The following is a 16652-nucleotide window of genomic DNA, read 5'->3' as shown; positions in this document are numbered from 1 at the left end:
ACTGGCAGGAAAGACGGTCGCGGGGTTTGCGGACACAATGACACCTTTGCCGCTTAACTCCGAAACAACACATCTTCCCGGTTGAACCACCACCGGCACCACGCCAGCAAGGCCCCCGCGATCAGCGTGGTGGAGAGCAAAATGGCCGAAAACATGCGGTAATCCATGGTCCCCTTCACCAGTTCCTTCATCGCCAGCGACACATTGGTCAGCGGCACCATCGACCAGAACCAGTTCAGCTCCACCCCCGGCAGCATGGCCACGACAATCGGCACGATCAGCAGCATCATCAGCGGCGAAATCATGCCCGAGGCCTCCTTGTAGCTCTTGGCGTAGATCGAAATCGACAGCAGGATCGAGGCGAAGATGGCGGCCGTCGGCACCAGCATCAGCGCCACCATGGCCAGGTCGCGTGCGCCGATCGCGCGCACCATCTGCGCCAGGCCGCCTTCGAGCGAGCCGCCGAACAAGGCCAGCAGCAAACCCATGCTGGCCACCATCAGCAGCGCCGAGGTCAGGCCCACGGTAAACAACACCAGGAACTTGGCCAGCACCAGCGAGGTGCGCGCAATCGGCGCCAGCAGCAAGGTTTCGAGCGTGCCGCGCTCCTTCTCGCCGGCGCCCAGGTCGATGGCCGGGTACATTGCCGCCATCAGGCACACCATCAGCAAGATGTAGGGCAAAAAGCCCCCCACCAGCGCGCCCATGCGCTCGCGCGTGCCGGCGGTCGACAGTTCTTCCAGCTCGATCGGATTGAGGGCAAAGCGCAGCTCGGCGCGGCTCATGTTCATGGCCGACAGGGCCTGCTCGCGCAGCGCCCCGTTGTGCGCCTCGATCACGGCCGCCACCCGCTTGTGGGTCATGTCGAGTGCCACCGCGCTGTTGTAGTGCAGGGTCACCCTGGCCTGGCGGTGCGCCGCCATGGCCTCCTCGAAACCGGCGGGTATCACGATGGCAAAGGTGATGCGGTCGTTATCGATGGCGGCCTTGATCGCGTCCTCGTTGGCCAGCGGCACCTCGCGCAAGCCTTTTTCGCGCGCGAAGCGCTCGCTCAGCCCGGGCGCATTGTCCTTGCCGAACAGGGCGTAGCTCAGTTCCTTGTGCTGGGCTTTCTTGAAAATGGTCGACGACAGGTAGCCCAGGCCGCCGAAGATCATCGGCATGGCGACGATCGGCAGCAGCAGGGTAAAGATGAAGGTCTTGCGGTCGCGCAGCAGTTCCAGCAATTCCTTGAAGTACACGGTCCACATGGTTCAGCCCTCCTGCTTGATGACGTGCACGAAGGCGTCGTACAGGTCGTGGCTGCCGCCGAGCTCGCGCAGCTCGGCGACGCTGCCGTTGAAGGCGCTGCGGCCGCGGTTGATGATGCAGACCCGGTCGCACAGCTTGTCGACCTCGTGCAGGTGGTGGGTGGAAAAAATCAGGGGAATGCGCAGGGCCTTGTAGCTGGCGATGAACTCGAGCAGCACGCGCGCCGACATCACGTCCAGCCCGGTGGTCGGTTCATCCAGGATCACCACCTGCGGCTCGTGCACCACCGTGCGGGCAATCGCGCACTTCTGCTTCATGCCGGTCGACAGGTCGTCGGCGCGCTTGTGGGCGTAGGCGTGCATGTCGAGCTGCTCGAACAGCGCGTCGCAGCGCTGCTTGAGGCGGGCCGGGGCCATGCCGTGCAGGCGCCCGAAATACTCGACGTTCTCGCGCGCGCTCAGGCGCCCGTACAGGCCGGTCGAGCCGGACAGGAAGCCGACCCGCTGGCGCGCCCGGATCGGTTCGGCCACGATATCGATATCGTCGATGAAGGCGCTGCCCGCGTCCGGGCGCAGCGCGGTCGACAGGATGCGCAGGGTGGTGGTCTTGCCGGCCCCGTTCGGGCCCAAGAGGCCCAGCACTTCGCCGGGCGCGCAGGAGAAACTGACATCGCGCACCGCATGGAACCAGCCATCGCTTTCGCGCACGTCGCGCTGGCGGGCACGCCGCTCCTTGTGTACCGTCGCGGCGAAGCGCTTGGCCAGGTGTTTCACCTCGATCATCGGGTTCCTTCTCTCAAAGCGAGAGGGTAGCACGCACAAATTCACGGCCGCAAGCACGGCAGGCCGCCACATCGGGCCGGAAATGTGGATAATGGGTCCATGGACAGTGCCATCAAAGAAAAAGTACTCGCCGTCGCCGCCAGCGGGCGCAATGCGGCCGAATGGACCGCGTATTTCCGCGTCACCCTCGGCCTGTACTACCTGGCCGGGCTGATGACGTCCGACACCATCGATTTCAAGAAGGTCGACCGCGCGTTCAACCAGTTCATCTACCATACCATCGGCAAGGGCCACACGATCACCAGCGTGCTGCAGTTCATGAGCGGGGCGAAAGTGGTGCCGGTGGTGTCCGCGCCGCGCTTCATTGCCGCGTTTTCCGAGCACTGTCCGGACGTGCCGTCCGACACCATTCCATTTTTGCTGCAGCTGAACCTGGGCGTGGCGAAAAACATCTCCGGCATCGATGTCGCCGGTCCGCTGCTCGACTGGATCGAGCGCCAGACCGCCCCAGCCACGGCCGGGGCGGGCGACCCGCCCGGGCCGGACGTCCTATAATGGCGTTTTATCGCTACCGGGACGGCGCGTATGCCAGCACAACGATCCATCAATCCACTCGACCAGCTGATCGTCAGCATGGACAAGGCCCTGCGCGTGATCGCGGGCGTGGCATCGGCGTCGCGGCCGACCCCGGCGGCGCACGCCGATGACGGCCAGCTCGACGCAGCGGAACAGCGCCACAGCGCCGGCCTGATGCGGGTCAACCACGTGGGCGAAGTGTGCGCGCAGGCGCTGTACAACTCGCAATCGCGCTTTGCCAAGACCGAGGCGATGCGGCTGCAGTTCGCCGAGGCCGGGCGCGAGGAAGAGGATCATCTGGCGTGGACGGCCCAGCGGCTGGCCGAGCTGGGGTCGCAGCCGAGTTTGCTCAATCCCCTGTGGTATGCGGGAGCGTATGCACTGGGCACGGTGGCGGCGCAACTGGGCGACGCGCGCAGCCTGGGGTTCGTGGTCGAGACCGAGCGCCAGGTGGAGGCGCATCTGAACAGCCATCTCGATCTGCTGCCGGTGCAGGATGCCAAGTCGCGCGCCATTGTCGACCAGATGCGGGTCGACGAGATTGCGCACGGCGCGGCGGCGCAGGCGCTGGGCGCGGTGGACGTGCCGCTGCCGGTGCGCGGCGTGATGAGTGCGATGGCGAAGGTGATGACGACGACGGCGTATTACGTTTAACCACTGTCCCGAAAACCGTCGTTTCTGCCATTGGCAGAAACGACTTTCTGCCATTGGCAGGAACGACGGAGCTTCACCCTTCGATAATCTCAAACGAATGCGTGATCTCGGCCATCTTGGCCAGCATGATCGACGCTGAGCAATACTTGTCGTGCGACAGGCTCACCGCGCGCTCCACCGCGCCCGGTTTCAGATTCTTCCCCGTCACCGTGAAGTGAAAGTGGATCCTGGTAAACACCTTGGGATCGGTCTCCGCGCGCTCGGCTTTCAAACTCACGTCGCAGCCGCGCACATCCTCGCGGCCGCGCTTGAGAATGAGCACCACGTCATACGCCGTGCATCCGCCGGTACCGAGCAGCACCATTTCCATCGGCCGCGGCGCCAGGTTGTGGCCGCCGCCTTCTGGGGCGCCATCCATGCTGACCATGTGGCCCGACCCTGTTTGCGCCCGAAAACTCATGCCCGAGGGACCATTCCAGCTGACTGTGACTTCCATTGCATTCTCCGATCATTGTGTCGGCCTATTGTAATGGAGCCCGCGCGCCCGTGCTGGGCAGCGCCTACACCGACAGCACGTAGCGCTCGCTCTTCATGCGCCAGCTGGCGAACGCCACCGCGCCCAGGGCCGGCAGCATCGAACTGAGGAAGGTCAGCACGAACGGCAGCGCGCCCAGATCCTGGCCCTTGGCCAGCTCGCGCAGCAGGGTCTGGTTCGACAGCATCGGCACCACATACATCCATGTCGCCGTCTTCAGGTCCAGCACCGACACCGCCACCCCCGGCAGCATCGGCAACAGGATCACGAGGCTGAGCATGCTCTGGGCTTCCTTGAACGATTTCGCATTCATGGCCAGCGCGATGTGCAGGCCGGCCGCGAACAGCGACAGCGGAATGGTCGCCACGCACACCAGGGCCAGCTGGGCCGAGGTGACGCGCCAGCTCATGCCGATTTCTTCCAGCGGCAGCCAGGACAGCACGGCATGCGCCAGCGCCAGTTCCAGGGTGATGCCGATCACGGCCAGCGAGCCGGCCGCCAGCCACTTGCCGGTGATCAGCGACCACGGACTGGCCGGCTGGGCCATCAGCACTTCGAGCGAGCGCCGCTCGCGTTCGCCGGCGGTGCTGTCGACCGCCGCCGACAAGCCGCAAATAAACGCCGGGAAAAACAGGAAGCCGAGAATGGCGCCGATCAGCCCGGCCGAGCGCGCCGCCGTGCTGCCGGTATCGAAGCGCTGCAGGCGCACCGGCGCCATGGTGGCCGGCGAGACGCCGTGCGCCAGCAGGCGTGCGCTGCTGATGTTCGAGCTGTAGCTGTGCAGCACTTCTTCGATATCGCGCTGGCGCTGGCCGTTGTCGCTGGCCGAGTCGAACCAGAGCTCGATGCCGGCCGGCCGCATGCCCTGGTACTGCTCGCCGAATGCGGGGTCGAGCCGCAGCAGGGCCACCACCTTGCGCCCGCGCAGCAGCTCGGCGATGGCGTCTTCCTTCATCTCTTCCATCGGCACGACCGTGATGTTTTTTTGCTTGAGCTGGGCCATCAGGTTGGGCGCCTGGGCGGCGTTGACGACCGCCAGCTGCATGCCTTCGCGCTCGGAGCGGGTGGCGCGTCCGATCTGCTGGTTGAGCATGTAGCCGAGCATGAGCGGGTACATCAGGGTGAACAGGGCCAGCAGGACCAGCGCGCGCCGGTCGCGCAGCGTTTCCTTGAATTCCTTGAGAAAAACGACCAGGAATGCCGGCTTCATGCTGAGATTCCTTCTTCGCCCACCAGGCTGACGAAAGCGTCTTCGAGATTGGCGATGCCGGTGCGCCGGCACAGCTCCTGGGGCGAGCCCTGGGCCACGGTATGGCCCTTGGCGATGACGATCACGTCGTCGCACAGGTGCGTTACTTCCTGCATCACGTGGGTGGCCATGATCACGCAGCAGCCGTCCTGGCGCAGGGCGGTGAGCGCGGTGCGCAGGGCGCGCGTGCTCATCACGTCCAGCCCGCGGCTCGGTTCGTCGAGCAGCAGGTGGCGCGGCTTGTGCAGCAGGGTGCGCGCCAGCGCCACCTTGATGCGCTGGCCCTGCGAAAACCCCTTGGCGCGCCGCTCCAGGATGTCCTGCATGGCCAGCAGGTCGGCCACTTCATCGATGCGGCGCTGCACCAGGGGCGTGCTCATGCCGTTCAGTTCGCCGAAATAGGCCAGGTATTCGCGCGTGCTCAGGCGCTCGTAGAGGCCGAACTGGTCGGTCAGGAAGCCGATATCCTTGCGCACCGTCATCGGATCGATGGCCGGATCGATGCCGCCGATGCTGATGCTGCCCTGGTCGCGCTTGAGCAAGCCCACCAGCAGGCGCAGCAGGGTGGTCTTGCCGGCCCCGTTCGGACCGAGCAGGGCCGTGATCTGGCCGTCGGCGGCCGTGAAGCTGACGCCTCCCAGCGCTTGCAGCGTGCCGAACTGTTTGCGTACGTCGTCTACAACAATCATCGTGGCCTCGGGCTATTCAGGGGTGCGGACCGGCGCTGCCGATCTGGAAATTGGCGGCCGGAATGTCATTCAGGCAGTGGGCAATCACCGGTTTCTGCGGCGCGTCGAGAAACTCGCGCAGCAGGCGCGGCGCGCAGCCCAGCGCGGAAATGCCGTGGCCGGCATTGGCCACCACCAGGTGCTGGGCCTTGGGAATGTGGCGCGCGGCGGCCTCGGCGCGGCGCGGTGGCGTTACCGGGTCCAGCGCGCCCGACAGCAGCAGGGCCGGCGCCAGGATCGGGCTCGGCGCGCGCCAGGCGACGGCCGGGACCTTGATCGACTTGCACAGCTCGATCAATTGCCCGACCCGCCCGCCGCCGAGGAAGGAATTGTGGGCGTCGTCGGCCAGCAATTGCGGCGTCATGCGCGGATAGTCCTCGGCGCAGATCACGGCCATGTGCAGCACCAGCGCGGTGCCGCCTTCGCCGGCCAGGTCGGAGGCGACGTTGCGGCGCGCCACGAAAGGAGCCCAGCGCCCCAGGTGGGCGCTGTGGATCAGGAACGGCAGGCGCCGTCCGTCCAGCGCCGAGTACAGCACGTTGTGCACGGTGTTCAGGAAGCGCTCCTTGGTCAGGTTCATCTGCAAGGGCTCGGCGGTGCGCGGATTGGACAGGTTCAGCGGCACCGGACCGGCGCTGACCCTGGCCAGCAGGCCGTCGAATTCGGCGCGCAGCGCGGGGTAGGCCTTGTTGCAGCCGGCATCGGCCGCGCACTGGCGGAACAGGGCGTCGAGCGCCGCCTGGCCGTCGCGTCCGCCGGCCGGGATGATCTGGTCGGGCGCGGCCACGCCATCGAGCACCAGGCTGCGTACCGCATGCGGAAACGCGCGCGCGTAGGCCTGGCCGAGGCGGGTGCCGTACGACGCCCCCCACACATTGATTTGCTGGTAGCCGAGCGCCAGGCGCACTTGTTCGATGTCGCGCGCGGCGTGTTCGGTGGTGTAGGCCGACAGCGGCTGGCGGATGGCGGCCAGGCAGGCGCGCACGGCGGCGATCTGTTCCTCGTCGCTGAGATTTTCCGGCAGGGTCTTGTCATCGCAGTCGAGCTTGCCGGACAGGCCGGTGCCGCGCTGGTCGATGAAGACGATGTCGCGGGTGGCGCGGGTGCGCCGGAAAATCGCATTGAGCACCGGCAGCACGTCGCTGCCGGCCTGGCCGGGGCCGCCCGCCAGCACGAACAGGGGATCGGGGCGTCCCGATTCGCGGAAGGCCGGCGCGACGGTGATGTGCAGCGTCAGGGTCGGGCCGGTGGGCTGGTGGTAATCGAGGGGAACGGCCAGTGTGCGGCAGCGCAAGCCTTCTTCGGAACCGGGCAGATGACAGGTGCGGCCGTTCAGGGCCGCGCCGGGCGCGCCGGCCAGGCAGGGTGGCGCCAGGGCCGACAGCAAGGAGATTAGTGAGGCGGCAAGGCAATGTTTCAATTTCACGAGGTCTCCCGACGATAAGTGCTCAGGCATAGTAGATTGACATTCTTTCCGGGGTCAAGAAAGTTTTTCCCGGTTAATGAAATAGGCGCTGTGGTGCAGTCTAGGATGGGCCATGGCGCTGGCGTTTGCGATTTGTCTAGGGATGGCGCCGATGTCATTTCGCTACTGCGGCAACAGCCGGAGAAGGGCTTGACTCGGCTGTGGGGAGTGCGCTATAGTAGCCGGCTTTCCGTTTGCTCAGGAAAAGACAATAAGGCAGAGTCCGCGGGTAGTCCAAGCGGAACCACCATTTGAGCGATTTAATAAGTTTTATATTTAGGAAGTCAACATGAAAACTTTTTCCGCTAAGGGACATGAAGTCCAGCGCGATTGGTTCGTGGTTGACGCGACGGATCTGATCCTCGGACGTGTTGCCAGCGAAGTGGCACTCCGGTTGCGCGGCAAACACAAACCCGAATTCACTCCTCACGTCGACACGGGCGATTTCATCGTCGTGATCAATGCAGGCAAACTGCGCGTGACCGGTACCAAGGCAACCGAGAAGACGTACTACCGTCACTCCGGCTACCCAGGTGGTATCTACGAAACCAACTTCAAGAAAATGCAAGAGCGTTTTCCTGGTCGCGCGCTTGAAAAAGCGGTCAAGGGCATGCTGCCTAAGGGCCCGCTTGGCTACGCCATGATCAAGAAGCTCAAAGTGTACGCGGAAGGTTCCCACCCGCACGCTGCCCAGCAACCTACAGCACTCGTGCTGTTCAAGTAAGGAGCTGACATGATCGGTAACTACAATTACGGCACCGGCCGTCGCAAGAGTGCAGTCGCTCGCGTCTTCATCAAAGTTGGCACTGGCCAAATCATCGTTAACGGCAAACCAGCCGCTGACTACTTCTCGCGCGAAACGGGCCTGATGGTCATCCGTCAACCGCTGGAACTGACCGGCAACGTCGAGCGTTTCGACATCAAGGTCAACGTTCACGGTGGTGGCGAGTCCGGCCAGGCTGGCGCGGTTCGTCACGGCATCACCCGTGCACTGATCGACTACGACGCATCGTTGAAGGGCGACCTGGCACGTGCCGGTTTCGTTACCCGCGATGCACGTGAAGTCGAGCGTAAAAAAGTTGGTCTGCGCAAAGCACGTCGCGCAAAGCAATTCTCGAAGCGTTAATTCGCCTCCAGCGCGCACTTCGGTGCGCAGCGTCAAAAAAGCCGCCGACTGCGAAGTCAGGCGGCTTTTTTGTTTTTGTTTCCTAACCGGGGTCAGACCTCCGACTAGCAACAAAAGTGTTTCGAATCGGAGGTCTGACCCCGGTTAGGAAAGTTTTGGGGTTCGGTAGCGCTGCGCAGCGTTTTGCTTGCGCTGTTAGAATCACCATCTTTCGGGCAGGGCCCACCATTTACTCTCAAGGAATACATATGATCAAAGTTGGCATCGTCGGCGGTACGGGTTACACGGGCGTGGAATTGCTGCGACTGCTGTCGGTCCACCCTGATGTGGAGCTGACCGCGATTACCTCGCGCAAGGAAGATGGCTTGCCCGTCGCGGATATGTTTCCTTCGCTGCGCGGCAAGGTGAACCTGGCGTTTTCGGCCCCGGACAAGGTCGACCTGACCAAGTGCGACGTGGTCTTTTTCGCCACCCCGCACGGCGTGGCCATGGCCCAGGCCCCGGCCCTGCTGGCCGCCGGCGTCAAGGTCATCGACCTGGCCGCCGATTTCCGCCTGAAAGACCAGGCTAGCTTCGAGCAGTGGTACAAGATCCCGCACACTTGCCCGGACCTGCTGGAAGAGGCCGTCTACGGCTTGCCGGAACTGAACCGCGAAGCCGTCAAGAACGCGCGCCTGATCGCCAATCCGGGTTGCTATCCGACTACGATGCAGCTGGGCTTCGTGCCGCTGCTTAAGGCGAACCTGATCGACGCCAGCGCCCTGATCGCGGATGCCAAGTCGGGCGTGTCGGGCGCCGGCCGCAAGGCGGAAATCGGCACCCTGTTCTCCGAGTCGAGCGATAATTTCAAGGCCTACGGCGTGTCCGGCCACCGCCATACCCCGGAAACCGTGGCCCAGCTGCAGCGTTTCACCGGCCTGCCCGTGAACCTGATTTTCACGCCGCACCTGGTGCCGATGATCCGCGGCATGCATTCGACGCTGTACGCGCGCCTGACTACCGATATCAGCAACGAGGAGCTGCAGGAACTGTTCGAGACGACCTACAAGGACGCGGCTTTCGTCGACGTCATGCCGTTCGGCTCGCATCCGGAAACCCGCTCGACCCGCGGCTCGAACATGCTGCGCCTGGCGCTGCATCGTCCGAACAACGGCAATACCCTGGTCATCCTGGTGGTCCAGGATAATCTGGTCAAGGGCGCGTCGGGCCAGGCGATCCAGTGCATGAACCTGATGTTCGGCCTGGATGAAACCCTGGGCTTGCAACAGGTCGCGCTGCTGCCGTAAGGCATGACAATGGCGGGAAGCGCAGCTGCTTCCCGCAATATTAAATTTTAGTTAAACTTTCAATTTAGCCAAGTAGTCTTTATGATGGGTGGTATTTACCCACCATCGAAAGACGCTCATGCGATTCGTCCGCTCCCTGTTGTCCGCCCTCGTGCTCGGCATCTTCGCCGCGCCCGCGCTTGCCGCCCCCTCCTACACAGTCACGACGCTCAATACCGGCCAGTACGATCAATGGCGCCTGATCGACAACGCCGGCACCCTGTACGGTTCTTCAAACTGGCGTACGGCATTTCATGCCGGCGGCAGCACCACGGTGGTGCATGTCAGCACGAGTCCGTTTCCCACCGGTGAAATCACGGCCATCAGCAATGCCGGCCATATGGCCAGCTACGAATACTGGACCACCATTGGCGACATCGTCAACGCCAGTGGCTACCTGACGGTCAACGGCGTTACCACGGACCTCGGTGGGTTCGGCCCTGATAGCGGCCGCGGGGACACGTTCAGCCATGGCGTCAACAATGCCGGCACGGTGGTGGGCAGTTCAAGCACCAATCTGCGCCTGCCGGGAGGCGATCCGCATTATCCGCGCTTCGCCAGCCATGCTTATGTGTACAGCGACAATAAAATGAAGGACCTGGGCACGCTGGGAGGCATCCACAGCAGCGCCTCGGGCATCAATGCCGCCGGGACCATCGTGGGCACCGCTGAAAACGCCAACCGCCAGGATCGCGCCTTCATCTATCAGAACGGCCGCATGACCGACCTGGGCGGATTCAGTGGCGGCAGCAGTCTGGCAAGCGGCATCAATGATGCCGGCCTGATCATCGGACAGTCCGCACGCGACAATAACGGCTATGTGAAGTCGGCCTTTGTGTATGCGAATGGCGCGATGACGGATCTGGGCTGGGGTGCGCAGCGCAGTTCGACTGCCGTCGATATCAACGAGCTGGGCCAGATCATCGGCTACGGCGCCGATGCGAACGGCCAGGAGCGTGGCTTCATCTACCAGAACGGCCAGTTGCTGCAGCTCGACACGGCCGTCGACCCGCTGGACAACTGGATCATCAAGACCACCTACAGCATCAACGACCGTGGCCTGATCCTGGCCGATGCGTGCAAGCTCGATGTCTGCGGCACGGTGCTGCTGAGCCCCGTTCCGGAACCGGAAACCTATGCAATGATGCTGGCCGGACTTGGTTTGCTCGGCTTTTGCGCGCGCCGCCGCTCCCGCACCGCAGCGAGCGCAAAGCAATAGCTTGAATTCAAGCCGGATGGCCGCATTGTAGGTACAGTAGGACAGCACAGCCCCGGCACGCGCCGGGGTGTTGCATTTGACGGTCGCCGGCAGTGGTCTGTGAGCGTGACTCGTCCCAACAGTCTATAATGACTCATATCCGTTCCCAGTAGGAGTTCCAAATGAATGCAGTTGCTGAAATGCCAGAAGTAATGCCGGCCCCGATCGTGTTTACCGATAGCGCCGCGCAAAAGGTTGCACAGCTGATCGAGGAAGAGGGCAATCCCGACCTCAAATTGCGCGTCTTCGTGCAGGGCGGCGGCTGCTCGGGCTTCCAGTACGGCTTCACCTTCGACGAAATCGTCAACGAAGATGACACCACCATGGTCAAGAACGGTGTGCAACTGCTGATCGATTCGATGAGCTACCAGTACCTGGTCGGCGCCGAAATCGACTACAAGGATGATCTCGAAGGCGCCCAGTTCGTCATCAAGAATCCGACCGCTACCTCGACCTGCGGTTGCGGTTCGTCGTTCTCGGCCTGAGTCAGTCCGGCCCAGGCCGCTCTCACGCGGCCTGCCAGCCTAAGCAGGATAGAGGGCGCCCAGAATCCTGGGTCCCTTCGCCCCCGTCACCGAGGGCAGATTGCCCGCTTCGCGCCTCGTGAAGCGGTAGCCCAGCCACGCGAACGCCAGCGCTTCGACGTGATTCGGGGCCACGCCCAGGGCGTCGGTTGTTTCCACTCTTGTATTGCCACCCAGCGCTTGCGCCAGTTCGCGCAGCAGCGTGCCGTTGTACGCCCCGCCGCCGCACACATACACCGCCTCCACCTCGCTGGCCTGCTGGCCGATGGCGCGCGCAATGCTGACGGCGGTGAGCGTGGTCAGGGTCGCCTGTACGTCCGCCGCCGGCATGCTCGGCGCCTGCGCCAGCCGCTGCGCCAGCCAGTCGGCATGGAACAGGTCGCGCCCCGTGCTTTTGGGGGCGGCCAGGCGGAAATATGGTTCGTCGAGCAAGATGCCGAGCAGGGTCGGGTCGACTTGACCGCTGGCGGCCCAGGCGCCGCCGGCGTCATAGGCCTTGCCCTGGTGCAGGCCGATCCAGTGATCCATCAGCACATTGCCGGGACCGGTGTCGAAGCCGCTCACCTTGCCGTCGGCATGCAGCACGCTGATGTTGGCGATGCCGCCGATATTGATCACCACGCGGGTCTGGCCGGCCTGGCCGAAGCAGGCCTGGTGGAAGGCCGGCACCAGCGGCGCGCCCTGGCCGCCGGCGGCCACGTCGCGCGCGCGGAAGTCGGCGATGACATCGATGCCGGTCAGTTCGGCCAGCAGGGCAGGGTGGTTGAGCTGGCGCGTGTAGCCGAGCTCGGGGCGGTGGCGTACCGTCTGCCCATGCGCGGCCAGCGCTTGCACGGGGCCGGGCGCCCCCGGCAGCAGGGCCGCCACGCACTCGGCGTAGCAGCCGGTCAACTGGGCGGCGGCCAGCGCTTCGCGGGCGATTTCATCGTCGCCGCTGCTTTGCAGGGCCATCAGGTCGGCGCGCAATGCGTCGGGGAAGGGGACGATGGCCGCTTGCAGGGTGCGGATGGCGCCGCCGGCAAAGTCGGCCAGCACGCCGTCGACCCCATCCATGCTGGTGCCGGACATCAAGCCGATGTACAGCGTCGAAGGTGTGGTCATGTCTGTTCCAATCAAAACAGCGGGCGAAAAAAAGGGCAGGAGCCGGAGTCGATGATCCGGTTCCTGCCCGTCTTGGTGCGGCGAGCCTTAGCGCGCCATGTTCGAGCCGGTCGTCGGACGCAGCAGGGCGAAGCGGTGCGACATGTCGGCCGCGGCGATCTGGAAGCGGGCCCGCTCGGCCTGCGTCATCGGGGCCTGTGCCAGCACCTTGATCGACATCGGATCGACAGCATCGTTGTTGACTCGGAACTCGTAGTGCAGGTGAGCGCCGGTCGACCAGCCGGTCGAGCCGACATAGCCGATCACATCGCCCTGGCTGACCTTGCTGCCCTTGCGGATGCCTGGCGCGAAACGGCTCATGTGCGCATACGCGGTGGTGTAGTTGGCCCAGTGCTTGATGGTGACGAAGTTGCCGTAGCCGCCTTGCACGCCGGCGAAGTCGATCACGCCGTCGCCCGAAGCGCGGATGGGCGTACCCAGCGCGGCGGCGAAGTCGACGCCCTTGTGCGCTTTCCAGGAGCCGGAAATCGGATGCGAGCGCATCGAGAAGCCCGACGAAATCCGCGAAAATTCCAGCGGCGACTTGAGGAAGGCTTTTTTCAGTGCCTTGCCGTCGAAGGTGTAGTAGCCGCCCTGCTTGCTGACCGGATCTTCGTACCAGACGGACTGGTAGGTCACGCCGCGGTTGACGAATTCGCCTGCCAGGATGCGGCCGGCGCGCACCATTTCGCCATCTTGCCAGAACGTTTCGTAGACCACGTTGAAGCGGTCGCCGCGTTTCAGGTCGGAACGGAAGTCGATACTGGTGGAGAACATTTCGATGATCTGGGCGACGATGGCGTCGGGCAGTTTGCCGCCGTCGGAGGTGGCGTCGGTCGCCGAGTAGAGGGAGTTGGTGATTTCGCGGGCACGCATTTCAACCCGGCGTTCCAGCAAGGCTGGCGTTTCCTCGGCAGTGAACTTGCCGCCCTCGCGGGTGATCGAAATCAGTTTGACCGGGTTGTCGCGGCCGTCGACGACGGTGGCGCGCAGCCATTGCAGTTCGCCGTTTTCACCCGTCTGCGCCTGGACCCGCTTGCCGGTCTTGAGCTGCATGACCGCCTTGGCGACCTTGTCGGACTTGATGAAGTCGACGGCAGCGGCATCGTCCACGCCCAGACGCGTGAGCAGGGCGGCGAGCGTATCGCCCGGACGTACCTTCTCTTCGTGAATGAATTGCTGGTCGTCCTTTTGCAGCGCAGTGATCTGATCCGCCAGGTTCGGCAGTTCGAGATCTTGTGCGATCGATTTGACCGGCAGGTCCGACGCATCCGGGGCCAGGGGCGCTACGCCCGCGGCACCAAATGCGCACACTGTCAGGAAAATCGCGCCGGCGCTGATGATGCGCGCTTTTCGCGTTGTTCCTAGCAGGCCGGTCAAGCGTTTGCCTGTGAATTTGTTTGTAGGGTCCATGCAATCAGTTAAAATTTGCCGCTTGAACATTCGCGTTGAGCACTTAACTATTTCTTGTTATTGTTTTGTTTAGTTTTCATTGGGCAAGATTAATCGGATCGAGCAGTATATCAAACTTTTGAATCCGCCCAACAATTTCGACACTTTGCTACAGATTTATTACAGAACCCTATGACCACTCCTGCCACCTCCAAGCCTGCCGCCCCTGCGCAAGGTACTCCCCCATTGCCGCTGACGGACACCGTGCTGGAAGCGCTGGCCATCACCAAGCGCGGCGTCGACGAGCTGCTGATCGAGAGCGAGTTCGCGCAAAAGCTGGCCCGTTCCGAAACAAGCGGCACGCCGCTGCGCATCAAGCTCGGCCTCGACCCCACCGCGCCCGACCTGCACCTGGGCCACACCGTGGTGCTGAACAAGATGCGCCAGCTGCAAGACCTGGGCCACCAGGTGATCTTCCTGATCGGCGACTTCACCTCCATGATCGGCGATCCGTCGGGCCGTAACGTTACGCGCCCGCCGCTGACCAAGGAGCAGATCGAAGTCAATGCGATGACCTACTTCAAGCAGGCGTCGCTGGTGCTGGACCCCTCGCGCACGGAAATTCGCTACAACTCCGAGTGGTGCGACCCGCTCGGCGCGCGCGGCATGATCCAGTTGTCCTCGCGCTACACGGTGGCGCGCATGATGGAACGCGACGACTTCACCAAACGCTTCAAGAGTGGGACACCAATATCGATCCACGAGTTCCTTTATCCTTTGATGCAGGGGTACGATTCTGTCGCTTTGAAGGCCGATCTTGAGCTGGGCGGCACCGATCAGAAGTTCAACTTGCTGGTCGGACGCGAGCTGCAGAAGGATTATGGCCAGGAACAGCAGTGCATCCTGACCATGCCGCTGCTCGAAGGGCTCGATGGCGTCGACAAGATGTCCAAGTCCAAGAACAATTATATTGGCATAACGGAACCCGCCAACACGATGTTCGCCAAGCTGATGAGCATTTCCGACGTGATGATGTGGCGTTATTTCGAGCTGCTGTCGTTCCGCTCCATCGCCGATATCGCCGCGCTCAAGGCCGAGATCGATGGCGGACGCAATCCGCGCGATGCAAAAGTAGCTCTTGGACAAGAAATTGTGACGCGTTTCCACTCGGCCCAGGCGGCTGACGATGCGCTGGCCGATTTCGTGAACCGGTCCGCCGGCGGCATTCCCGATGATGCGCCCGAAATGACCGTCGACGGCGCGCCCATGGGCATCGCTCACCTGCTCAAGAAAACCGGTATGTGCGCCTCCACCGGCGAGGCGATGCGCATGGTCGAGCAGGGCGGCGTGCGCATCGACAGTGCCGTCGTCAGCGACAAGGCGCTCAAGATCGAGGCCGGCAGCTTCGTGCTGCAAGTGGGCAAGCGCAAGTTCCTGCGCGTGACCTTCACGGCATGATTGCGCTGCTGCAACGGGTCAGCCACGCCAGCGTGGTCGTCGATGGCGCCACCATCGGCGCCATCGACGCCGGCCTGTTGGTCCTTCTGTGCGCCGAAAAGGGCGACAGCGAAAAGGAAGCGGACGCCCTGTTGACCAAATTGCTGGGTTACCGGGTGTTTGGCGACGAGGCTGGCAAGATGAACCGCAGCCTGCTTGATACCAACGGCGGCCTGTTGCTGGTGCCCCAGTTCACCCTGGCGGCCGACACCAACTCGGGCACGCGGCCATCGTTCACGCCCGCCGCCAGTCCGCAGGATGGCTTGCGCCTGTTCGACCACGTGGTGCGCCAGGCCCGCGCGCGCCACACCACAGTCGAGACCGGTCAGTTCGGTGCTGACATGAAAGTGTCGCTGACCAACGACGGTCCGGTCACTTTCTGGCTGCAAGTGCACCCAAAATGAAACCAAGCGGGCCGTTTGTGGTCAATATAATCAGTACAGGAGGTTGCGATGAGACTCTGGAGTGATTCCTTTACCGACGGCGGCCTGATTCCCGCCGAGTGCGCCTTTGCGGCGATCGACCCGGTCAAGCACGCGCGCCTGTCGACCAACCGCAACCCGCACTTCGCCTGGGATGATGTGCCTTCCGGCACGCAGTCGCTGATTCTGTTTTGCTACGATATCGACGCGCCCACCGTCGCCACCAATGTCAACAAGGAAGGCTTGTTCGTGCCGGAAGCGTTGCCGCGCGCCGATTTCTATCACTGGACCCTGGTCGATATCCCGGTCGCCATGCGTTCGATTGGCGAAGGCAAGTTCTCGGAACTGGTCACGCCGCATGGCAAAGCCGGCCCGCTGGTGCCGTTCACCATCAAAAACGGCACCGAGCATCAATTACGCCAGGGTGTAAACGATTACACGAGCTGGTTTGCGAGCGATCCGGACATGGCTGGCGAGTATTACGGTTACGATGGCCCGTGTCCGCCGTGGAACGACCTGCGCGTGCACACCTATTTATTCTGCGTCTACGCGCTCGACGTGCCGCGCCTGGCGCTCGAAGGCCGCTTTACCGGCCCCGAGGCGCGCCTGGCGATTCGCGGGCACATCCTCGACGAGGCGCAGATGTACGGCGTGTATTCGCTCAATCCCGACCTCGCGGCCACCCTGGTTCCTTAAAGAACGCAACTTTTTCAGTCCGGGCACGGCGT

Annotated in this window: 18 protein-coding genes; 10 read left to right on the top strand and 8 right to left on the bottom strand. The window is 63.3% G+C overall.

The window, feature by feature from the left end; all coding sequences use genetic code 11:
* Positions 1–53 precede the first annotated feature (53 nt).
* Together RBA41_RS10840 and RBA41_RS10835 are read right to left on the bottom strand one after the other, a co-directional pair.
* On the bottom strand, positions 54–1250 hold the full coding sequence (locus RBA41_RS10840; protein ID WP_306623681.1) for an ABC transporter permease: 1197 nt from the start codon (positions 1248–1250) through the stop codon (positions 54–56).
* 3 nt (positions 1251–1253) lie between these two features.
* Positions 1254–2033, bottom strand: coding sequence for an ABC transporter ATP-binding protein (locus RBA41_RS10835; RefSeq protein ID WP_306623679.1), 780 nt, complete (start codon positions 2031–2033; stop codon positions 1254–1256).
* A gap of 99 nt (positions 2034–2132) precedes the next feature.
* Between RBA41_RS10835 and RBA41_RS10830 the strand changes: the two genes are divergently transcribed.
* Together RBA41_RS10830 and coq7 are read left to right on the top strand one after the other, a co-directional pair.
* Positions 2133–2588: a hypothetical protein gene (locus RBA41_RS10830; protein WP_306623677.1), complete on the top strand. Its 456-nt coding sequence runs from the start codon at positions 2133–2135 to the stop codon at positions 2586–2588.
* Positions 2589–2618: 30 nt separating this feature from the next.
* The gene (coq7, locus tag RBA41_RS10825) at positions 2619–3263 is read left to right on the top strand and encodes a 2-polyprenyl-3-methyl-6-methoxy-1,4-benzoquinone monooxygenase (protein ID WP_306623676.1); all 645 of its coding nucleotides are present in this window, start codon (positions 2619–2621) and stop codon (positions 3261–3263) included.
* Positions 3264–3336: 73 nt separating this feature from the next.
* Here coq7 and RBA41_RS10820 read toward each other — a convergent pair whose 3' ends face one another.
* The 4 genes from RBA41_RS10820 to RBA41_RS10805 form a co-directional block, all read right to left on the bottom strand.
* A complete protein-coding gene (locus RBA41_RS10820) occupies positions 3337–3759 on the bottom strand; it encodes an OsmC family protein (RefSeq protein ID WP_306623675.1) in 423 nt (140 codons plus the stop codon).
* 64 nt (positions 3760–3823) lie between these two features.
* The gene (locus tag RBA41_RS10815) at positions 3824–5008 is read right to left on the bottom strand and encodes an ABC transporter permease (protein ID WP_306623674.1); all 1185 of its coding nucleotides are present in this window, start codon (positions 5006–5008) and stop codon (positions 3824–3826) included.
* Positions 5005–5736, bottom strand: a complete 732-nt coding sequence (locus RBA41_RS10810) for an ABC transporter ATP-binding protein (RefSeq protein ID WP_306623672.1) — start codon at positions 5734–5736, stop codon at positions 5005–5007. Before RBA41_RS10810 ends, RBA41_RS10815 begins: the two co-directional genes overlap by 4 nt.
* Before the next feature lie 16 nt (positions 5737–5752).
* Positions 5753–7201 (bottom strand): alpha/beta hydrolase, encoded by a 1449-nt coding sequence (locus RBA41_RS10805; RefSeq protein ID WP_306623671.1) that lies wholly within the window; start codon positions 7199–7201, stop codon positions 5753–5755.
* 328 nt (positions 7202–7529) lie between these two features.
* Between RBA41_RS10805 and rplM the strand changes: the two genes are divergently transcribed.
* From rplM to erpA, 5 genes are all read left to right on the top strand, one after another.
* The gene (gene rplM / locus RBA41_RS10800) at positions 7530–7964 is read left to right on the top strand and encodes a 50S ribosomal protein L13 (RefSeq protein ID WP_054266289.1); all 435 of its coding nucleotides are present in this window, start codon (positions 7530–7532) and stop codon (positions 7962–7964) included.
* Positions 7965–7973: 9 nt separating this feature from the next.
* Positions 7974–8366, top strand: a complete 393-nt coding sequence (rpsI, locus tag RBA41_RS10795) for a 30S ribosomal protein S9 (protein ID WP_054266290.1) — start codon at positions 7974–7976, stop codon at positions 8364–8366.
* Between the two features lie 248 nt (positions 8367–8614).
* Positions 8615–9652 (top strand): N-acetyl-gamma-glutamyl-phosphate reductase, encoded by a 1038-nt coding sequence (argC, locus tag RBA41_RS10790; protein ID WP_306623670.1) that lies wholly within the window; start codon positions 8615–8617, stop codon positions 9650–9652.
* Between the two features lie 118 nt (positions 9653–9770).
* Entirely contained in the window at positions 9771–10910 is a 1140-nt protein-coding gene (locus RBA41_RS10785; protein WP_306623669.1) for an FxDxF family PEP-CTERM protein, read from the top strand.
* A 161-nt stretch (positions 10911–11071) separates the two neighbouring features.
* Positions 11072–11434 (top strand): iron-sulfur cluster insertion protein ErpA, encoded by a 363-nt coding sequence (erpA, locus tag RBA41_RS10780; protein ID WP_306623668.1) that lies wholly within the window; start codon positions 11072–11074, stop codon positions 11432–11434.
* A 39-nt stretch (positions 11435–11473) separates the two neighbouring features.
* Here erpA and RBA41_RS10775 read toward each other — a convergent pair whose 3' ends face one another.
* Both RBA41_RS10775 and RBA41_RS10770 read right to left on the bottom strand, forming a co-directional pair.
* Positions 11474–12574, bottom strand: coding sequence for an anhydro-N-acetylmuramic acid kinase (locus RBA41_RS10775; protein ID WP_306623666.1), 1101 nt, complete (start codon positions 12572–12574; stop codon positions 11474–11476).
* 87 nt (positions 12575–12661) lie between these two features.
* On the bottom strand, positions 12662–14026 hold the full coding sequence (locus tag RBA41_RS10770) for a M23 family metallopeptidase (RefSeq protein WP_306623665.1): 1365 nt from the start codon (positions 14024–14026) through the stop codon (positions 12662–12664).
* A 171-nt stretch (positions 14027–14197) separates the two neighbouring features.
* Here RBA41_RS10770 and tyrS point away from each other — a divergent pair, with 171 nt between their 5' ends.
* Genes tyrS through RBA41_RS10755 form a run of 3 tightly spaced genes read left to right on the top strand, consistent with a single transcriptional unit; the run spans position 14198 to position 16620 of the window.
* Entirely contained in the window at positions 14198–15463 is a 1266-nt protein-coding gene (gene tyrS, locus RBA41_RS10765; protein ID WP_306623664.1) for a tyrosine--tRNA ligase, read from the top strand.
* Complete coding sequence (gene dtd, locus RBA41_RS10760) at positions 15460–15906, top strand: D-aminoacyl-tRNA deacylase (protein ID WP_306623663.1); 447 nt, start codon at positions 15460–15462, stop codon at positions 15904–15906. Before tyrS ends, dtd begins: the two co-directional genes overlap by 4 nt.
* Positions 15907–15954: 48 nt before the next feature.
* Positions 15955–16620 carry a YbhB/YbcL family Raf kinase inhibitor-like protein gene (locus RBA41_RS10755; protein ID WP_306623662.1) on the top strand — a complete coding sequence of 222 codons (666 nt, stop codon included), beginning with the start codon at positions 15955–15957 and terminating at the stop codon, positions 16618–16620.
* The last annotated feature ends 32 nt before the right edge of the window (positions 16621–16652 follow it).

This window comes from Massilia scottii, from assembly GCF_030846495.1.
In the GTDB taxonomy this organism is placed as follows: Bacteria; Pseudomonadota; Gammaproteobacteria; order Burkholderiales; family Burkholderiaceae_D; genus Telluria_A; species Telluria_A violaceinigra.
Note: the sequence above shows the minus strand (reverse complement) of the source record. Positions and strands in the feature narration are given on the sequence as shown.

Coding starts and splice junctions, on each gene's coding strand:
- RBA41_RS10810 (WP_306623672.1), bottom strand. CDS start 5,736: ATGATTGTTGTAGACGACGTACGCAAACAGTTCGGCACGCTGCAAGCG.
- RBA41_RS10815 (WP_306623674.1), bottom strand. CDS start 5,008: ATGAAGCCGGCATTCCTGGTCGTTTTTCTCAAGGAATTCAAGGAAACG.
- tyrS (WP_306623664.1), top strand. CDS start 14,198: ATGACCACTCCTGCCACCTCCAAGCCTGCCGCCCCTGCGCAAGGTACT.
- RBA41_RS10785 (WP_306623669.1), top strand. CDS start 9,771: ATGCGATTCGTCCGCTCCCTGTTGTCCGCCCTCGTGCTCGGCATCTTC.
- argC (WP_306623670.1), top strand. CDS start 8,615: ATGATCAAAGTTGGCATCGTCGGCGGTACGGGTTACACGGGCGTGGAA.
- dtd (WP_306623663.1), top strand. CDS start 15,460: ATGATTGCGCTGCTGCAACGGGTCAGCCACGCCAGCGTGGTCGTCGAT.
- erpA (WP_306623668.1), top strand. CDS start 11,072: ATGAATGCAGTTGCTGAAATGCCAGAAGTAATGCCGGCCCCGATCGTG.
- RBA41_RS10820 (WP_306623675.1), bottom strand. CDS start 3,759: ATGGAAGTCACAGTCAGCTGGAATGGTCCCTCGGGCATGAGTTTTCGG.
- RBA41_RS10775 (WP_306623666.1), bottom strand. CDS start 12,574: ATGACCACACCTTCGACGCTGTACATCGGCTTGATGTCCGGCACCAGC.
- RBA41_RS10770 (WP_306623665.1), bottom strand. CDS start 14,026: ATGGACCCTACAAACAAATTCACAGGCAAACGCTTGACCGGCCTGCTA.
- rpsI (WP_054266290.1), top strand. CDS start 7,974: ATGATCGGTAACTACAATTACGGCACCGGCCGTCGCAAGAGTGCAGTC.
- coq7 (WP_306623676.1), top strand. CDS start 2,619: ATGCCAGCACAACGATCCATCAATCCACTCGACCAGCTGATCGTCAGC.
- RBA41_RS10830 (WP_306623677.1), top strand. CDS start 2,133: ATGGACAGTGCCATCAAAGAAAAAGTACTCGCCGTCGCCGCCAGCGGG.
- RBA41_RS10840 (WP_306623681.1), bottom strand. CDS start 1,250: ATGTGGACCGTGTACTTCAAGGAATTGCTGGAACTGCTGCGCGACCGC.
- RBA41_RS10835 (WP_306623679.1), bottom strand. CDS start 2,033: ATGATCGAGGTGAAACACCTGGCCAAGCGCTTCGCCGCGACGGTACAC.
- rplM (WP_054266289.1), top strand. CDS start 7,530: ATGAAAACTTTTTCCGCTAAGGGACATGAAGTCCAGCGCGATTGGTTC.
- RBA41_RS10755 (WP_306623662.1), top strand. CDS start 15,955: ATGAGACTCTGGAGTGATTCCTTTACCGACGGCGGCCTGATTCCCGCC.